General features: G+C 34.0%; 20 protein-coding genes. 18 read left to right on the top strand and 2 right to left on the bottom strand.

Going from position 1 to position 17,398, the window contains the following annotated elements:
- Positions 1–186 precede the first annotated feature (186 nt).
- Complete coding sequence (locus C6H18_RS06305) at positions 187–1,401, bottom strand: NAD(P)/FAD-dependent oxidoreductase (protein ID WP_104722269.1); 1,215 nt, start codon at positions 1,399–1,401, stop codon at positions 187–189.
- A gap of 195 nt (positions 1,402–1,596) precedes the next feature.
- On the opposite strand from C6H18_RS06305, the gene C6H18_RS06300 reads away from it, so the two are divergent.
- Positions 1,597–3,318 carry a Na/Pi cotransporter family protein gene (locus tag C6H18_RS06300; protein ID WP_199770154.1) on the top strand — a complete coding sequence of 574 codons (1,722 nt, stop codon included), beginning with the start codon at positions 1,597–1,599 and terminating at the stop codon, positions 3,316–3,318.
- A gap of 4 nt (positions 3,319–3,322) precedes the next feature.
- Here C6H18_RS06300 and C6H18_RS06295 read toward each other — a convergent pair whose 3' ends face one another.
- Positions 3,323–3,931, bottom strand: a complete 609-nt coding sequence (locus C6H18_RS06295; protein WP_104722267.1) for a DedA family protein — start codon at positions 3,929–3,931, stop codon at positions 3,323–3,325.
- 82 nt (positions 3,932–4,013) lie between these two features.
- Between C6H18_RS06295 and C6H18_RS06290 the strand changes: the two genes are divergently transcribed.
- The 17 genes from C6H18_RS06290 (at position 4,014) to C6H18_RS06210 (ending at position 17,390) form a co-directional block, all read left to right on the top strand.
- Positions 4,014–4,787, top strand: a complete 774-nt coding sequence (locus C6H18_RS06290; protein ID WP_104722266.1) for an OmpA/MotB family protein — start codon at positions 4,014–4,016, stop codon at positions 4,785–4,787.
- Between the two features lie 21 nt (positions 4,788–4,808).
- Entirely contained in the window at positions 4,809–5,432 is a 624-nt protein-coding gene (locus tag C6H18_RS06285; RefSeq protein WP_199770153.1) for a carbonic anhydrase, read from the top strand.
- Between the two features lie 3 nt (positions 5,433–5,435).
- A complete protein-coding gene (gene kdsA / locus C6H18_RS06280) occupies positions 5,436–6,242 on the top strand; it encodes a 3-deoxy-8-phosphooctulonate synthase (RefSeq protein ID WP_104722264.1) in 807 nt (268 codons plus the stop codon).
- Positions 6,242–6,712: a 6,7-dimethyl-8-ribityllumazine synthase gene (gene ribH / locus C6H18_RS06275; RefSeq protein ID WP_104722263.1), complete on the top strand. Its 471-nt coding sequence runs from the start codon at positions 6,242–6,244 to the stop codon at positions 6,710–6,712. The genes kdsA and ribH overlap by 1 nt, the downstream gene beginning before the upstream one ends.
- Positions 6,713–7,156: a transcription antitermination factor NusB gene (gene nusB / locus C6H18_RS06270; protein WP_104722262.1), complete on the top strand. Its 444-nt coding sequence runs from the start codon at positions 6,713–6,715 to the stop codon at positions 7,154–7,156. It begins immediately after the preceding gene.
- Between the two features lie 86 nt (positions 7,157–7,242).
- On the top strand, positions 7,243–7,560 hold the full coding sequence (gene trxA, locus C6H18_RS06265) for a thioredoxin (protein ID WP_104722261.1): 318 nt from the start codon (positions 7,243–7,245) through the stop codon (positions 7,558–7,560).
- A gap of 30 nt (positions 7,561–7,590) precedes the next feature.
- Positions 7,591–8,061: a hypothetical protein gene (locus C6H18_RS06260; protein ID WP_104722260.1), complete on the top strand. Its 471-nt coding sequence runs from the start codon at positions 7,591–7,593 to the stop codon at positions 8,059–8,061.
- Positions 8,062–8,071: 10 nt separating this feature from the next.
- Positions 8,072–9,010, top strand: a complete 939-nt coding sequence (trxB, locus tag C6H18_RS06255; RefSeq protein WP_104722259.1) for a thioredoxin-disulfide reductase — start codon at positions 8,072–8,074, stop codon at positions 9,008–9,010.
- A 9-nt stretch (positions 9,011–9,019) separates the two neighbouring features.
- Positions 9,020–9,787, top strand: a complete 768-nt coding sequence (dapB, locus tag C6H18_RS06250) for a 4-hydroxy-tetrahydrodipicolinate reductase (protein WP_104722258.1) — start codon at positions 9,020–9,022, stop codon at positions 9,785–9,787.
- Positions 9,788–9,795: 8 nt separating this feature from the next.
- On the top strand, positions 9,796–11,163 hold the full coding sequence (gene purF / locus C6H18_RS06245) for an amidophosphoribosyltransferase (RefSeq protein WP_104722257.1): 1,368 nt from the start codon (positions 9,796–9,798) through the stop codon (positions 11,161–11,163).
- 9 nt (positions 11,164–11,172) lie between these two features.
- On the top strand, positions 11,173–12,135 hold the full coding sequence (locus C6H18_RS06240; RefSeq protein ID WP_104722256.1) for a TIGR01212 family radical SAM protein: 963 nt from the start codon (positions 11,173–11,175) through the stop codon (positions 12,133–12,135).
- Positions 12,136–12,197: 62 nt separating this feature from the next.
- Complete coding sequence (locus C6H18_RS06235) at positions 12,198–12,758, top strand: isochorismatase family protein (protein ID WP_104722255.1); 561 nt, start codon at positions 12,198–12,200, stop codon at positions 12,756–12,758.
- A 68-nt stretch (positions 12,759–12,826) separates the two neighbouring features.
- A complete protein-coding gene (locus tag C6H18_RS06230) occupies positions 12,827–13,135 on the top strand; it encodes an ATP-dependent Clp protease adaptor ClpS (protein ID WP_104722254.1) in 309 nt (102 codons plus the stop codon).
- A gap of 9 nt (positions 13,136–13,144) precedes the next feature.
- Positions 13,145–15,343: an AAA family ATPase gene (locus C6H18_RS06225; protein WP_104722253.1), complete on the top strand. Its 2,199-nt coding sequence runs from the start codon at positions 13,145–13,147 to the stop codon at positions 15,341–15,343.
- A gap of 1 nt (position 15,344) precedes the next feature.
- Positions 15,345–16,106 carry an ATP-binding protein gene (locus C6H18_RS06220; RefSeq protein ID WP_104722252.1) on the top strand — a complete coding sequence of 254 codons (762 nt, stop codon included), beginning with the start codon at positions 15,345–15,347 and terminating at the stop codon, positions 16,104–16,106.
- A 10-nt stretch (positions 16,107–16,116) separates the two neighbouring features.
- The gene (galU, locus tag C6H18_RS06215) at positions 16,117–16,944 is read left to right on the top strand and encodes a UTP--glucose-1-phosphate uridylyltransferase GalU (protein WP_104722251.1); all 828 of its coding nucleotides are present in this window, start codon (positions 16,117–16,119) and stop codon (positions 16,942–16,944) included.
- Positions 16,944–17,390: a hypothetical protein gene (locus tag C6H18_RS06210; RefSeq protein WP_104722250.1), complete on the top strand. Its 447-nt coding sequence runs from the start codon at positions 16,944–16,946 to the stop codon at positions 17,388–17,390. Before galU ends, C6H18_RS06210 begins: the two co-directional genes overlap by 1 nt.
- Positions 17,391–17,398 lie beyond the last annotated feature (8 nt).

The following is a 17,398-nucleotide window of genomic DNA, read 5'->3' as shown; positions in this document are numbered from 1 at the left end:
ATTCGTTCCTTTTTGCCCCCCCCCCCTAATATTTATTACATTGTTAGTTGGTTGCATTGGGACTCCTTTTTGTGTAAATTTGTTGTTTGGGATTATAGCATAAAATGAAGTATTGATTGTTGTTGTAAGAATTTAGATTAAGATTTGGAATAAGAAAAATCCTAGTAAAAATCTTTTAGGGTTGTGTTAATTACTAGTTCGGAAGCGGAATTGTCCTTTTTTGAAAACCATCTTAAAACCTCCAATGCTATAAAGCCATCGATTCTCAATCGTGTTTTTCATAAAGGCTGCTATCTCCCCGCTAATATTTTTTTGGTAAATAATGCCAACTCCATCTGTATGTCCTATGGAACAAACTGTTCCTCGATGATGAAATTTAAAAGGTTTGTTAAAAGGGCGATTTTCTAGCTTTGCGATTAAAAGCTCTGCTAAATAATCTCCCATTTGCGCAGAAAGCTGTGCTGTGGGTGCGTGGATAGCATCTTTACTTGTGGCTAAAGCACAATCGCCTACTACATAGATGTTGGGAAATGTTTCACATTGTAAATTAGCATTGACAGGGATTCTACCTTTTTTGTTGGGAATTTCTGATTTTTCAACAATATCACTACCTTTAACACCTGCACTCCAAATGATAATATTGCCTTGGATTTCTAAAGGTTGTCCATTTTGCCTAAGAAGCACTTTGTTTTCTTGGATTTCTTCAATAGTGCCATTAGAAATAAGCTCAATTCCTATTTGTTTGAGTTTGTTTTCTGCACATAAGGTAAGAGTCTCATTAAAAACAGGCAAAATATGCGGAGATCGTCCTATGCAGGTTACTTTTGGTATTTTTCTATCAATACCACAGATAAGGCATAATTCATCAAGTTCTCTAGCAAGTTCTGCGGCAAATTCTATCCCTGTGAATCCTGTCCCACAAACTATGGTATGGAGGTCTAAGGGGTTTTTGGTATGTATGAATTCTTTAAAGTTATTTTCAATATTTTTAGTAAGTTTTAATGCTGTATTGAGGGAAGAGAGTTTATGGGCATAAGCATCAACACCTTTAATCCCAAAACTATCGGGCTTAAATCCTAAGCCAATGACTAGATAATCATAATGATATTCTCCGCCATTACCTATGACTTTATTTTCTTTAGGGCAGAGTTGGATAATCTTGTCTTTAATAAAGCAGATTTTATCGGGATTAAGGATTTTGCGATAATAGATTCTGGCTTTTCTTGGGCTTAAAGTCCCAACCGCTACTTTATGTAACAAAGTAGTCTGGTAATGGTAGTCGTGTTTGCTAATTAAAGTAATTTTTGCTTTGTTTTTGAGCTGTCTTTGTATCCCAAGTGCTACCTTTAATCCTCCATATCCTCCCCCGATAATTAGGATATTTTGTTTATAAACCTCCATAGATTATTCCTCCTAAATTTATGACTATAAGGTGAATTTTTATTTTACTTATTTTTTGTAAAGTTGTGCTGAAATGATATTTAATGATAGAATTTATCCCCTTGACTTTGTTATAATATAAGCAAAATTTAAAGTTTAGGAGTATGAGTGCAAAGTTTTAGACGCCCTATTTTAGTAGTTTTAGTGTTTGCTTTAATGTATTGTTTGGTGGTTTTTCCTGAATTAGCAAAGATACTAGCGGGAGTGGCTATTTTGCTTATTGGAATGATGAATCTTAGTGCGGGTTTTAAGGTTTTTAGCGGAGGATTATTAGAAAAAATTTTGACAAAATCCACCGATACACGTTTTAAAAGTATTGCTTTTGGGGTTATAACCACAATTTTGATGCAATCTTCAACGCTTGTGTCTATTATTTCTATCTCTTTTCTTTCTGCTGGATTGATTACTTTGGCGCAAGGAATTGGGATTGTATTTGGTGCAAATTTGGGGAATAGTGCTGGTTCGTGGTTGATTGTTGGATTAACCAATATTAATATTTCTACTTTAGCCATCCCCTTGATTGTCAGTGGGACATTATTAGGCTTTCAAAAAGATGGTATCTTAAAAGGCGTAGGCTCAATCTTTATGGGGGTTGGCTTTTTCTTTTTGGGGGTTGATTATATTAAAAATGGATTTGAATCTTATAAGGAAATTATGGATTTATCACAATTTAATTTTGTGGGCTTTAAAGGCATTTTGATTTTTGTTGCTTTGGGTGCATTGACGACAGGAGTTGTGCAATCAAGCCACGCAACTTTAGCGATTATTATCTCGGCACTTGTTAGCGGACAGATTGGTTATGAAAATGCTCTTGCAGCGACTTTAGGGACAAGTGTTGGGGGTGTCGTTACTGCAGTAGTTGCTAGTTTAAGCACTAATATTGAGGGTAAAAAGCTTGCCTTGGCTAATTGTATTTTTAATTTTACTATTGCGCTTATTGTTATTTTATTTTTTCCTTATTTTGTGCATTTAGTGGATATTGTCGCTAATATTATTGGAATTTCTCAAGAAAATTTGCCTTTAAAAACAGCTTTGTTTCATACTTTGTTTAATCTCGTGGCTGTTGTGTTTATTTCTTTGTTTATTGCCCAAATTGTCTTGTTTTTGGACAAAGTTGTTAAAGCTCCAAAAGATAGAGATATGGATGCGCCTTTATATTTAAATAAGAATATTATTGAGTATCCTGATACTGCTATTGAAGCCTTACAAAAAGAAAGTATGCATTTATATAATAATGCTTATGCAATGATAGCTCATACCATAGGCTTTAATCGTAGTGATATTAGAGGAAAAGCAAGTTTTGATGAAATTATTGAAACCAAAAAGTGGTTTAGTGGCGATGTGGATTTGGATTATCTTTATAAGCGCAAAATAAAAGTGCTTTTTGATGCGATTATGGAGTTTTCTACAAAGGCTCAAAGCTATATAGAAGATGACGATAAAAATAATAGAATCTTTTCTTTTAAACTCGCTTCAAGGGATATTGTAGAAGCGACTAAAAATCTTAAAATTATCCAAGCTAATATGAAAGCTTATGCGAGTTCTCCCAATAAAGACTTAGCTAATGAGTATAATATAATGCGAAAAGATTTGGGAGAGCTTTTAAGGAGTATTGAAGAGCTTAAGTTGATGAAAGATGAAAATGTGCGCTTGATACTTATGCAGTTAAAAGCCGCTAAAGAACTCTTAAAAGAGAAGGATTATAATGCCTTGCATAAGGTTGAGAGTTTGATTGCTAATAATAAAATTAGCGTAACTAATGGAACTTCTATTTTAAATGATAGTGCTTTTATTATCCAAATTGCTACGCAACTTATTGAGGCGGTGGAAATAATTTTTACCAAAGAAGAATGGTTAGAGGATAAACATAGCGATTAAGGAATTAACTTAAAAAAGAGGAGGATTTCTTTTGCTTGTATCTATAAATTAAGATTCCAAGTGTTACGAAGATAAGGAGAGAAAAAGTAATAAGATGAAGATATTTCTTAAGGAGTTCTTCATTTTGTCCTAAAAAGTAGCCAAGTGTTGTTAAGATGATTATCCAAATCCCTGCTCCTAATGAGGTATAAAAGCAAAATAAGGCTAAATTCATCTTTCCAATCCCAGCGGGTAAAGAGATGTATTGACGCACTACGGGGATAAGTCTTCCGCTAAAAGTTGAAATATTGCCGTGTTTGGCAAAAAACTCTTCCATTTTTTTCATTGTAGATTCTTGAAAAAAGAAATATTTTCCATATTTGATAAGAATCTCTCTTCCAAAATAAAGTGCTAGGTAATAATTGATTAAAGATCCACTAAGAGAGCCTAAAATGCCAAAAAGGATAGCTAAGAGAAAATTCATCTCTCCTTTGTGGGCTAAATATCCTGCAGGTATCATAACAACTTCACTAGGAAAAGGAATAAAGCTACTTTCTAAAAGCATTAGAACAAATATCCCAAAATAATCTAACTCTCCAACACTCTGAAGAATGAAATCAATTATAGTTTGCAAAAAAAGCCTTTAAGATACAAATAATACAATTATAACCAAATACAAGTTATAATGATGAAAGAAAAATTAGAGGAAATAGAATATGGCAAAGGATAATTGTCCTGCTTGTGATTGTCCCAATGGTGTTCCATTATGGCTTGGAACTTATGGGGATATGGTTACTTTGATTCTTACATTTTTCATTCTTTTGCTTTCTATGGCAACCTTTGATACTCTAAAAGTTTCAGAGGCAATAGGCTCATTAGAAGGGTCTTTATCGGTTTTAGAAAAGGGTTCTTTAACGCAAATTAATCCTCCAGCACCTATTTTAGCAACACCTATAGAGACAGAAGTTGAGATGGATAATGTTGTGAATATTTTTGCGAGTTTGGTGGCAGATTATAATGAAGTTAATAAAATCGCTAGTGGTCCTGCGGTAGAACTTGAAGAGTCTGAACAAGGAGTCGTTATTCGTATTCCTGAATCCTTACTTTTTGAAAGCGGGAGCGCGGTATTAAGTAATACAGGTGGTATTGCTTTTTTAAAGCGATTGTCTTTAGAGCTTACAAAAATGCCTGATGGAGTGCTTATAAAAGCCATAGGGCATACGGATAATACTCCAATTCAACCTAATTCAGGATTTGAAGACAATTTAGAACTCTCTATTGCAAGGGGTGTAAATATCGCAAATTTAATCATACAACAAGGGGTTCTTCCAAATCGGATAATAGGTGGAGGGGAGGGGGAGTTCTCGCCAATTGTTAGCAATGAGATACCAACACTTAGGGCTAAAAATAGACGAGTTGATATATATCTTTATAGTATTGGTCAAGATTTGTCTGCTGCAATGGAATCTGTAACTAAGATGAATCCATAAAGGCTATAAGTGGAAAGCTCAATTGATAATTTATTTAAGGGGGTTATAGCCTTTAAAGAAAAGGATTTTTTAGCTTATAAAGAATTGTTTGAAAACCTTAAAGAAGGACAAAACCCTCATACGCTTTTTATTGGTTGTTCAGATTCAAGAGTAGTGCCAAATTTAATCACTAATACACTGCCCGGTGAGCTTTTTGTTGTTCGCAATATCGCAAATATTGTCCCACCTTATCGCCAAGCGGATGAATACCTAGCAACGACTTCAGCTATTGAATATGCCCTAGAGGCTTTAGAGGTTGAGAATGTCATTATATGTGGACACTCGCATTGTGGTGGATGTGCAGCTTTGTATGAAGAGGAGTATTTTGAGGAAAAAATGCCTAATGTTAGTAATTGGCTAAAATTAATCCAAGAGGTAAAAGACAGGGTTTTAGCACTTAAACCAAAGGATAAAATTATTCGCTCTTTTTTAACAGAGCAGATTAATATCGAAAATCAAATTAAAAATCTTTTTACTTATCCTAATGTTAAAGAAAAGTATCTTGCACGTACATTGCATATTTATGGTTGGCATTATATTATTGAAAGTGGTGAGGTTTATAGTTATGATTTTAAAAAGCACGAATTTAATTTATTGAAAGGATAGGAGATGATTATAATTGCTGGACCTTGTGTAATAGAAAATGATGAAATCTTAGAAGAAATTGCAGAGAGTTTAAAGCCAATTGCGCATAACCCTCAAATTGATTTTTATTTTAAAGCAAGTTTTGATAAAGCTAATCGGACAAGTTTAGAATCTTTTAGAGGACCGGGAATAGAGAGAGGTTTAGAATCTTTAGCAGGTATTAAAAAGAAGTTTGGTTATAAACTTTTAACAGATATTCACGAAACTTATCAAGCTAAACTTGCAGCCCAAGTGGTGGATGTTTTGCAAATACCGGCTTTTTTATGTCGTCAAACAGATTTGATTGTAGAGGCTGCTAAGAGTGGTGCTATGGTTAATATCAAAAAAGGACAATTTATGAATCCTAGGGATATGCAGTATTCTGTCTTAAAGGCTATTAAAACGCGTGGAGGGGCAGAGGCAAGTTATGAACAATCCCAAAAATATAGAATCACCCTTACAGAGAGGGGGAGTAGCTTTGGTTATGGAAATTTAGTGGTAGATATGCGCTCACTTGTGATTATGAGAGAGTTTGCTCCAGTGATTTTTGATGCAACACACGCGGTGCAAATGCCCGGTGGTGCAGGTGGAAAAAGTGATGGGGATTCAAGGTTTGCACCTATCTTGGCAAGGGCAGCAAGTGCCGTAGGTATTGATGGCTTGTTTGCTGAAGTGCATACTAATCCAAAGAATGCTTTGAGTGATGGACCTAATATGCTGATGCCAGAGGTTTTAAATGAGCTTACTCAAGAATTATTAGAAATTACTAATTTTATACAAAAGGATAAATAATGCAGTTAATTGAAGGAGATTTGTCGTTAATTGGAGATGAGAAAATTGCTATTATTTCTAGCCGCTTTAATCATTTAATTACTGATAGATTAGTAGAGGGTGCTAAAGATTGCTTTTTGCGACACAATGGAGTAGAAGAGAATTTAACACATATTATAGTTCCGGGTGCTTTTGAGATTCCTTTCGCGTTAGAGAAGATATTGGCGCAGGGGAATTATGATGGTGTTTGTTGTTTGGGTGCTATTATTCGTGGCTCAACCCCACATTTTGATTATGTGAGTGCTGAATCTACCAAAGGTATTGCCAATGTTACTATTCGCTATGGTGCTGCCGTTACTTTTGGCGTTTTGACAACTGATTCTATTGAGCAAGCCATTGAGAGAGCTGGGACAAAATCTGGCAATAAGGGATTTGAATCTATGAGTGGCTTGATTGAACTCATTAACTTATATCGGAAGATTGGAGCTTAAATGGCTACACGAAGTCAAGCGCGTGGAGTTGTCATTCAATTACTTTATGCTTATGGTAGTGGGAATGATAAGATTGAAGACTTTATAGAAGAAGTTTTGCAAGAACAAAAGATAAAAAATACCCAAAAGCAATTTGCAATGAATCTTTTTTTTGGGGCTATTAAGTATTTAAGAGAGATTGATTTGCGTATTACACATCAGTTAAAAGAATGGGATTTTTCACGCGTTGGAGAGATGGAAAAAGCAATCTTGAGACTTGGTGTTTATGAGATTGTTTATACATTAACTGATAAGGCAATTGTGATTAATGAAGCCTTAGAGATTGCCAAAAATTTTTGCAATGATAATTCTACAAAGTTTGTTAATGGAGTCTTAGATGGTATTTGTAAAAATCTACAAATGCCTTTAGAAGAAATTGAAAAAAATATTTGCCCTAAAGATTGATTTGAAGGGGTAGATTTTTTGTATTTTTAAGTTATTTGTTGTAAAATACCACTTGATAAAAATTATTATTTAAGGAGAAAAATTAAATGGCTGGTTATATTGAACTAACAGAAGAAAATTTTGATGAAGTTGTTAAAGATGGTGTCGTATTTATAGACTTTTGGGCGCCTTGGTGCGGACCTTGCAGGATGATTGCCCCTATTATTGATAAACTTGCAGAAGCCTATGAGGGAAAAGCAAAAATTTGTAAGGTTAATACAGATGAGCAACAAGAATTAGCAGGAAAGTTTGGAATCCGTTCTATCCCAACGATTTATTTTTATAAAGATGGTCAAAAGGTAGATGAGATTATTGGTGCTTCAACTGAACAAGAATTTAAAAATAAGCTTGATAGCTTGATTTAAGTTGAGCTATGAATATATAAAAGGGCAAAAGTGAAAAAATGTTGCCCTGGTTTTCCTATTGCATTTATTATCGTTTTTGCAGTAGGTACATTTTTATATTATCAGTATTCTTTCAATTCTATTTCGAAAATATATTTTAATCAAGATTCTTTTTATCAAGAAAAGAATGGAGAAATTAGTTTATTTGAGCCTATGAGTGAAAAATATCAATTATGTTTTTATAGTTCTTATATGCCTAAATGGAAAGAGTTTTTGGAAGGAAAAATAGAACAAAATGAAAGTATTTTAGCTTTAGACATGTATCAATTAGGACAAAATGATTTTAAGGAAATTATTGATTTAAAAGTTTCTAGTGGGCTTATGTTAAAGCTTATTCACGAGTTTGATATTAGGACATTTCCGCAATGTTTTTTAATTAAACAAAATCAAGAGAATTTAATGTTATATGAAAGAGTTAAAAATAATGGTATTTATAAATTATTGAATTTTAAATCTATATAAGGAGAAATTTATGTTAGAGGTAGCTATTATTGGTGGAGGACCTGCAGGACTTAGTGCTGGATTGTATGCAACAAGAGGCGGGTTGAAAGATGTTGTAATGTTTGAAAAAGGAATGCCCGGTGGGCAAATTACTTCAAGTAGTGAATTGGAGAATTATCCCGGGGTAGCTGAAGTGAAAAGTGGTTTTGACTTTATGGCACCTTGGCAGGAGCAATGCTTTAGATTTGGTTTGAAGCACGAGATGGCAGAGGTTGTGCGCGTAAAAAAGAAATCAGATTTTTTTGTCGTAGTTTTAAGTGATGGTAAGGAAGTAGAAGCCAAGTCTGTTATTGTAGCCACAGGAGGTAGCCCTAAACGCTCTAATGTAAAAGGTGAAGATACTTATTGGGGTAAAGGTGTTAGTTCTTGTGCGACTTGTGATGGCTTTTTTTATAAAAATAAAGAAGTTGCTGTTTTAGGCGGTGGAGATACTGCTATTGAGGAATCTATCTATCTAGCAAAAATCTGCTCTAAGGTAACGCTTATTCACAGAAGAAACGAATTTAGGGCAGCTCCTATAACCGTGCAAAGGGCTAAGAATGAATCTAATATCGAATTTTTAACTCCCTATGGCATTGAAGAGATTTGTGGAGATAATGCAGGTGTTACAGGATTAAAACTAAAAAATTTAGAAAATAATGCAACAAAAGAGATTAATATCGCCGGTATTTTTATGCTCATTGGGTATAATGTTAATAATGCAGTGTTAATGCAAGAAGATGGAACATCACTTTGTGCAATGAATGAATATGGACAAGCAGTTGTTAATTTAAAAATGGAAACGAATATTCCCGGATTGTTTGTAGCCGGTGATTTAAGGAAAGATGCTCCTAAGCAGGTAGTTTGTGCAGCTTCAGATGGTGCGATAGCGGCTTTGGGGGCTATAGAGTTTATTGAACATCACAAATAGGGAAAGTATATGTTGGGTATTGGAGTTTTTGGTGCAAGTGGTCGTGTTGGGAAATTAATCGTTGATATTGCTCAAGAATCCTCTGATATTAAGCTAGAGAGTGTTTATGCTCGTAAAGAGTTAGACTTTTCTATTAGCCCCGGAGTTCTCATTACTAGTGATTTAAAGGTTTTTTTGGAGAGTTGTGAGGTTATTATTGATTTTACTACCCCACAAGGAACAAAGCAGCTTTTGGAGGCGGCTTTGTTATATCCAAAACCTATTGTAATTGGAACGACAGGTTTAGAATTTCACCATGAGAATCTTATCAAAGAAGCTTCTAAAAAAATGCCAATTTTTTATGCTAGTAATATGTCTTTAGGGATAGCGGTTTTAAATCGCGCTATTGCAATGGTGGCAAATGCTTTAAAAGATTTTGATATTGAAATTGTAGAGACGCACCATAGGCATAAAAAGGATTCACCAAGCGGGACTGCTCTAAGTCTTGCTAAAACTTGTGCGGTAGCTAGAGGCTTAGAGCTTGATGAGGTTAGAATAAGTGGAAGAAATGGGAATATTGGGGAGAGAACTCAAAAAGAAATTGGCGTTATGTCTCTTCGTGGAGGCGATGTTGTAGGGAAGCATAATGTTGGTTTTTATGGCGATGGAGAATATTTAGAGTTAATACATACCGCAACTTCGAGATTAACTTTTGCAAAAGGTTCGATTAAAGCAGCACTTTGGCTAAAAAATCAACCAAGTGGATTTTATAGCATTGAAGATTTTTTGAACTTTTGAGGTTTCTAGTGGAAAATAAAGATTGGAAAGAAGAATGCGCAGTAGTGGGTGTTTATAATGTAGCAAATGCTGCTAGTATGACATATTATTCACTTTTTGCTATGCAACATCGCGGACAGGAAGCGACAGGCATTTCCTCTTCCAATGGAGAAAAAATTGTTACTATCAAAAAGCAGGGATTAGTAACAGAGGTTTTTGACAATGAATCTTTAAATAAACTCAAAGGATTTAGTGCCATAGGGCATAATCGTTACTCTACTGCTGGTGAGGATTCTATGGCAGATGCGCAACCTATATTTGCTCGTTATGATTTAGGGCAAATAGCTATTGTGCATAATGGAAATTTAACCAATGCTAAAGAGATTAAAGAAGAGCTTATCAGGGATGGCGCAATTTTTCAGAGTCATATGGATACCGAAAATCTTATCCATTTAATAGCAAGAGCCAAGCAAGAAAATCTTGTAGATAGGATTAAAGAAGCAATTTTGCGTCTTAAGGGTGCTTTTTGTTTTATTATACTTAGTCGTAAAAAGATGTTTGTTATACGAGATTGTAATGGATTTCGTCCTTTAAGTTTTGGGGAGATTAAGAATCCAGATGGCAGTAAAGGTTATATTGTAGCTAGTGAAACTTGTGCCTTTGATTTAGTGGGTGCTAAATATTTGCGTGATGTTGAACCAGGTGAGATGCTAGTCTTTTCAGAAGAGGGAGTGCAAAGTCATAATATTCTCCCTCCTAATCCTTATCCTTGTGTGTTTGAATATGTTTATTTTGCAAGACCAGATAGCCATATTTATGGGAATGTGGTTTATAACATCAGGAAGGCTATGGGTGAAGAATTAGCCTGTGAAAATCCTATCGAAGCGGATTTGGTAATTCCTGTACCAGATAGTGGAGTGGCTGCTGCTATTGGGTATTCTCAAAAAAGTGGTATCCCTTTTGAATTAGGGATTATTAGGAATCACTATATTGGGAGGACCTTTATTGAACCCACACAACAGATTAGAGAGTTAAAGGTTAAATTAAAATTAAATCCGATTAAAGAACTTATTGAAAATAAACGCATTATAGTTATTGATGACTCTATAGTTAGAGGGACGACAAGTAAGCAGATTGTGAAAATTTTAAGGGATTGTGGGGCAAAGGAAGTGCATATGAAAATTTCTTCTCCACCCACAATTTCTCCCTGTTATTATGGTGTTGATACCCCAAATGTTTCGGAGCTTATTAGCGCAAAAATGAGCAATGAAGAAGTGTGTAAATTTATCGGTGCGGATTCCTTATCCTTTCTTTCATTGGAGGGATTACAACGTAGTGTTGGCTTAAAAGATTATAAATTCTGTCAAGCTTGTTTTGATGGTAAATATATCTTATAAAGGTATGGTATGAAACAAATGCTAACTTTTGGACGTTACTGCAAACGTCGCTTTGGGCAAAAGGTGAGGAAGATACCTATAGCACTTGCGGGATTTACTTGTCCTAATATTGATGGGACTGTTGCAAGGGGTGGATGTATTTTTTGTAAAAATGAGAGTTTTTCTCCTACATTAGAATATGAACCAAAAGTAGCTTTAAAAATGAATCCTAATATGCAAGAAAATCCTTTATTGCAAACGCAACTTCAGCAACTTCATAATCAATATAAATGGCAAAGTGATTTTCATAAAAATAAATTTGGTATCGAACGTTATATGATATATTTTCAATCTTTTACCAACACTTATGCCCCTTTTTCTACGTTACAAAAACTCTACACACAAGCTCTTCAGCTCCCAAATGTTGTAGGAATGTCTATTGGAACTAGAACCGATAGTGTGAATTTAGAGCTTTTAGATTTTTTAGCTACTTTGCAAAAAACAAAAGGGCAGGAGATTTGGGTAGAATATGGGATACAATCTGTTTATGATGAGACATTAGCCTTTATTAATCGAGGACATAGCACAGAGGGAATGGAATACTGGATTAATGAAACAAAAAAGAGAGGTTTAAAGGTTTGTTCCCATATTATCTATGGTTTGCCTAAAGAAACTAAGGAAATGATGTTGCATAGTCTAAAGACCGTGTTAGAGTGGGGGAGTGATGGCATAAAAGTTCATCCTCTTTATGTGATTGAAAAAACAGCCTTAGCGCAAATGTATCATAAAGGAGAATATCAACCTATTACACTTAGGGAATATATTGATATTATTGTGGAATCTTTAAGAATAATCTCTCAAAATACGGTGATTCATAGAGTAAGTGCTGGTGTAAGGAATGATACATTGTTAGCCCCTAAATGGTGTTTTGATAAAAATATCCAAATGCGTAGCATTCGCGAAGCTTTAAAAAAATCTGGCATTGAGTATTAATTATATTTAAAGGCATTATAAGCCGATTCGCTTTATCATCGTAATATTAAAAGGAGATACGGATGCAAGTTAGTTATGATTTAAAAACAGAACCTTCCTTAAAGAGAGAAAAAACAGCTTTTGTTTGTGTTGATATTCAAGAAAGGCTTTTTAGGGTTATGCAAGAGCAAGAGAGGTTGCTAAAAAACGCAAATAGACTTCTAAAAGCCTCAGAGATTCTAGGATTTAAAACTTTTGTTTTAGAGCAATACCCAAAAGGCTTGGGTAAAAGTGTTGTGCAATCTAGTATAGAGCCTTTGGAAAAGCTTTCTTTTAGTGCTTTTGGAGAAAAAAGATTTTGCCATTGCTTACAAGAATCAAAAATACAAGCTTTAGTAATTTTTGGGATTGAAAGCCATGTGTGTGTGCGTGAGAGTGCTATTGATGCCAAACAAAGAGGTTTTGAAACTTATGTCGTAGAAGATTCTTGTAGTTCGCGAGATTTATCGCATCATCACTTGGCTATACAAGAATTAAGAAATGCAGGGGTTAGGATTATAAGTAGTGAAACTTTATTCTTTTCTTCTATGTTGCATTGTAAAGAGGAAAACTTCAAAGCTATTAGTGCATTAGTAAAAGATTAACTCTTAAAATAGAGGCTTATAAAAATGTTATAATTTCTACTTTGAGATTGAAATTGAAAGGAAAAATATTGCCAAAGCAGCAAACACAGCTTGAAAATAATACGGAAGTATTAGAGAAGATTCAAGAACCTACACGTTATAAAGTGATTTTACTAAATGATGATTATACGACACAAGAGTTTGTAATGGAGGTATTGCAGGTAATTTTTCATAAAAATTTGGAAGAATCCTTAAATTTAATGCTACAAATTCATCATAATGGTAAAGGTGTTTGTGGTGTTTATCCTTATGATATTGCTGAAACAAAAGTTATGCAAGTTAGAAAAAAAGCTAAAGAAAGTGAATTTCCTTTACGAGCAATTTTAGAAAAGATTTAGAGTAGAGCAATGATAGAAATTAGTAGAGAATTGAATTTTATTTTAAAAAGTGCGCAAAATAATGCTAAAGATTTAGGACACGAATATTTAACTTTAGAACATCTATTCCACGCCCTCTTGAGTAATCCAAAGATTGTTAAAACATTGCAAGAGTGTGGAGGAAATGTGGAAACAATTAGGGAACAAATTGAAGCTTATTTGTTAAATCATCTCCAAAAACACCAGAATCGTGGCGAGATGCCCATAGAAACTTTAGCAGTTACTCGTGTTATAGAGATTATGATTAATCATGTAAGGGGTTCACAAAGGAAAGAAGCGCAAGTGGGAGATTTATTAGCAGCCATCTTAGAAGAGGATAAAGCTTTTTGTTCTAAGGTATTACATAATCAAGGTATTTCGCGTTTAAATATCTTAGAGTATATTACAGAACATCAAGGTTTGTTTGCTCAAGATAAAAGGGATTTACCACAAGAGGGGAATCTTTTAGAAAAATATTGCATTAATCTCACTCAAGAAGCCAAAGATGGGAAAATAGATCCAATAATTGGGAGAGATAAAGAAATTAAGCGCACTTTTGAGGTTTTATTGCGCAAAAAGAAAAATAATCCTTTATTAGTTGGTGAACCAGGAGTTGGTAAAACCGCAGTAGTGGAGGGATTAGCTATCCAATTAAACCAAAAAGATAATCCTTTATTTGGTGTGGAGCTTTTTTCATTAAATATTGGTGCATTAGTAGCAGGAACAAAATACAGAGGGGATTTTGAAAAACGCATTAAAGCTCTAAGTGATGAAGTTTTAGCAAGGGGCAATGTTATTTTATTTATTGATGAAATTCATATGCTTGTTGGAGCAGGTTCTACAAACAATGGAAGTATGGACGCAAGTAATTTATTAAAGCCGATGCTTGGGAGTGGTAAATTAAGGTGTATTGGTGCTAGTACTTATGCTGAATATCGTAATTTTTTAGATAGAGATAAAGCATTATCTCGTCGTTTTGCTAAGATTGATGTTGATGAACCCACAGAAGAAGAAACGATTTTGATTTTAGAGGGTGTGAAGAAGTATTATGAGGCATTTCATAATGTTGTTTATACTAAAGAAGCCTTAAAGCTTGCTACTGAACTCTCTATAAGGTATTTGCACGATAGATTTTTGCCTGATAAGGCTATTGATATTATCGATGAAGTGGGGGCTAGTTATAAATTGCAAGGTAAGAATGGTAGGGTGAGTTTGGATTCTATCAAACAAATGGTTGCAAAAATGGCAAAAATTCCTGAAATTGAAGCTACAAAAAATGACAAGGGATTATTAAAGCATTTAGATAAACACCTAAAGGCTAGAATCTATGGGCAAGATTTAGCTATTGAAGAGATTGTAACGGCGTTAAAACGCAATAAGGCAGGATTAAATCCTCCTAATAAGCCTATTGGTTCTTTTCTTTTTAGTGGTCCAAGTGGAGTTGGTAAAACTGAACTTGCCAAGGAGTTAGCAAAGGCTTTAGGGATAAACTTTGAACGGCTTGATATGAGTGAATATATGGAGAAGCATTCAACTTCTCAATTAATAGGAGCTCCAGCAGGATATGTTGGGTATGAAAGAGGGGGGATTTTAACAGAGATGATTAAAAAAAATCCTCATACTCTTTTGTTGCTAGATGAGATAGAAAAGGCGCATCCTGATGTTTTGAATATTTTTTTACAAGTGATGGATTATGCTAAATTAACAGATAATGATGGTATAAGCAGTGATTTTTCGTCTGTTATTTTGATTATGACTTCTAATGTTGGCTCTAAAGAATCTCCTATTTTGGGATTTACTCAAGATTCTACAATGAAGTTTAATCGCGCTATTAAAGAGAGTTTTTCCCCAGAATTTCGCAATAGACTTGATGCGATTATTGCCTTTAATCCCCTTAGCCAAAAAGAAATTTTGAAGATTGTGGATAAAAATATTTCCGATTTGAATCTTCAAATTATAGAGAAAAATGTTAAAGTTGTTTTACAAAAAAGTGCTAAAGAATATCTAGCCCAAAAAGGTTTTAATGAAGAATTGGGTGCTAGACCTCTAAGTTTAGTTGTGCAAAAAGAGATTAAAAATATTTTAAGTGATTTGATGTTGTTTGGTGATTTGAATAAAGGAGGGGAGATTATTTTTGAATATTCTAAAGAAAAAGAAAGACTAATAAGTAGAATTAAAAAAAGTAACTAATATGGAATTAAATTGGGAGTTTGATAAATATTTGGCGAGTATTTATCGCAGTGGTGGCTATTTGCATTGCATCCAAGAGATAGACTTTGTTGCTTTTGAAGAATTTGTGGGTTTAGATCGGGAGATTGCATTGTTATGCCAAAATACTCAATCTTTTCTTGATAATAGAGAATCTGTGAATGTTCTTTTGTGGGGAGCCAGAGGTTGTGGGAAATCTTCACTGATTAAAGCCCTTTTGGGTAAATATGCAAAGGAGGGCTTAAGGGTTTTACAGATTTTAAAACAAGATTTAGAAATGATTCCTGAGATTTTTGATTATTTGAGGAATAAACCTTATAAGTTTATTATTTTTTGTGATGATTTGAGCTTTGATAGAGATGAGAAAGAATATAAGGCTTTAAAAACATTTTTAGAAGGTAGTATTGAAGCATTCCCTAAAAACATTTTAATTTATGCTACCTCTAATAGACGGCATTTACTGCAACAATTCCACGATGAGAATGAAATTTTTGGCTTTGAAGGGGATGATGATAAGATAGCCCTTAGTGATAGATTCCCATTGTGCATAGGTTTTTATAGTTATGGGCATAAAGAATATTTGGAAGTTTTAGCGCAATATTTTAAAAAGGCTAATATTTATAATGAATTTCAACATATTCAACAAAAAGCCATAAATTATGCTATCCAAAAAGGGTCTAAAAGCCCAAGAATTGCTAAACAATTTTTTAAACTTTATCAAAGCGGTTTAATAGAATCTTTATGAAGGAGCGAGAATGATTAAAAAATGTTTGTTTCCAGCTGCTGGTTATGGCACACGTTTTTTACCCGCCACTAAGGCAATTCCCAAAGAGATGTTGCCAATACTTAATAAACCCCTTATACAATATGGTGTAGAAGAGGCTATTGAAGCGGGTATTGTAAATATGGTGATTGTTACAGGGAGGGGCAAAAGAGCTTTAGAGGATCATTTTGATATTAGTTATGAATTAGAACATCAAATTAAAGGGACAAGCAAGGAGAATTATCTTAAAGAAATACGAATGCTTCTGGAGAAATGCACTTTTGCCTATACGCGACAAATGGAGATGAAAGGTTTAGGAGATGCTATTTTAACAGCAGAAAATCTCGTCGGTAATGAATCTTTTGCTGTTATTTTGAGCGATGATTTATGTGATAATGGTCAAGACTATGGAGTGCTTTTGCAAATGTGTAGAATTTATGAGAAATATCGCTGTTCAATTGTTGCCGTAGAAGAAGTTGCTTTAGAAGAAATTAGTAAGTATGGTGTTATTGATGGTAGAGAAGTGGGGGATGATGTCTTTATGGTGGATAATATGATAGAAAAACCTTCTAAAGAGGAAGCCCCTAGTAATTTAGCTATTATTGGAAGGTATATTTTAACGCCTGATATTTTTGATATTTTAAGAGAGACAAAACCGGGCAAAAATGGAGAGATTCAAATTACCGATGCACTTTTGGAACAATGCAAGAAAGGTATGGTGTTAGCCTATAAGTTTAAAGGAAAACGTTATGATTGTGGGAGTATAGATGGCTTTGTTAGAGCAACAAATGTTTTTTATCAAAAGTTTCAAGGAAACTAGTGTATAGTCTGGATTTCTACATTTTTATTTGGTGTCTTTTATTGGTTGCTTTATTTCCTTTTATAATTCTTTGTGTTGCTTTTGTTGTTTATGAAAAAATAAGAGATTCATTAGAGAATCAAAAGAATAGAGAAGCGAAATTTAAAAATATTGATTATTTGATTTCTGTATTAAAAGGTGCGCCAACAGCAGAAGTTACTCAAGAGATTTTAGATGCTTTTACGCGTTATTTTATCCCTTTTGGTGATATCTCAAAAGAGAGTAAAGAATACCAAGGCAGAATGGATTTTATTTCTGCATTTGCACTTTGTAGTTCTGTGGATATTGATAATGTAGTGCGTCATAGGGAAGAATTGGTAAAAAGCAATCCAAATTTTAAGAAAGAAATCGAAACAACAATTGGTTCAGCACTCAAAACTAGAGAGAGTGAAAAAAAGAAAAAGTAGGGTAAGGA

This window comes from Helicobacter mesocricetorum, from assembly GCF_900198605.1.
Classification (GTDB): Bacteria; Campylobacterota; Campylobacteria; order Campylobacterales; family Helicobacteraceae; genus Helicobacter_D; species Helicobacter_D mesocricetorum.
The sequence above is the reverse complement of the archived record's forward strand: the minus strand, read 5'-3'. Positions and strand labels throughout refer to the sequence as shown.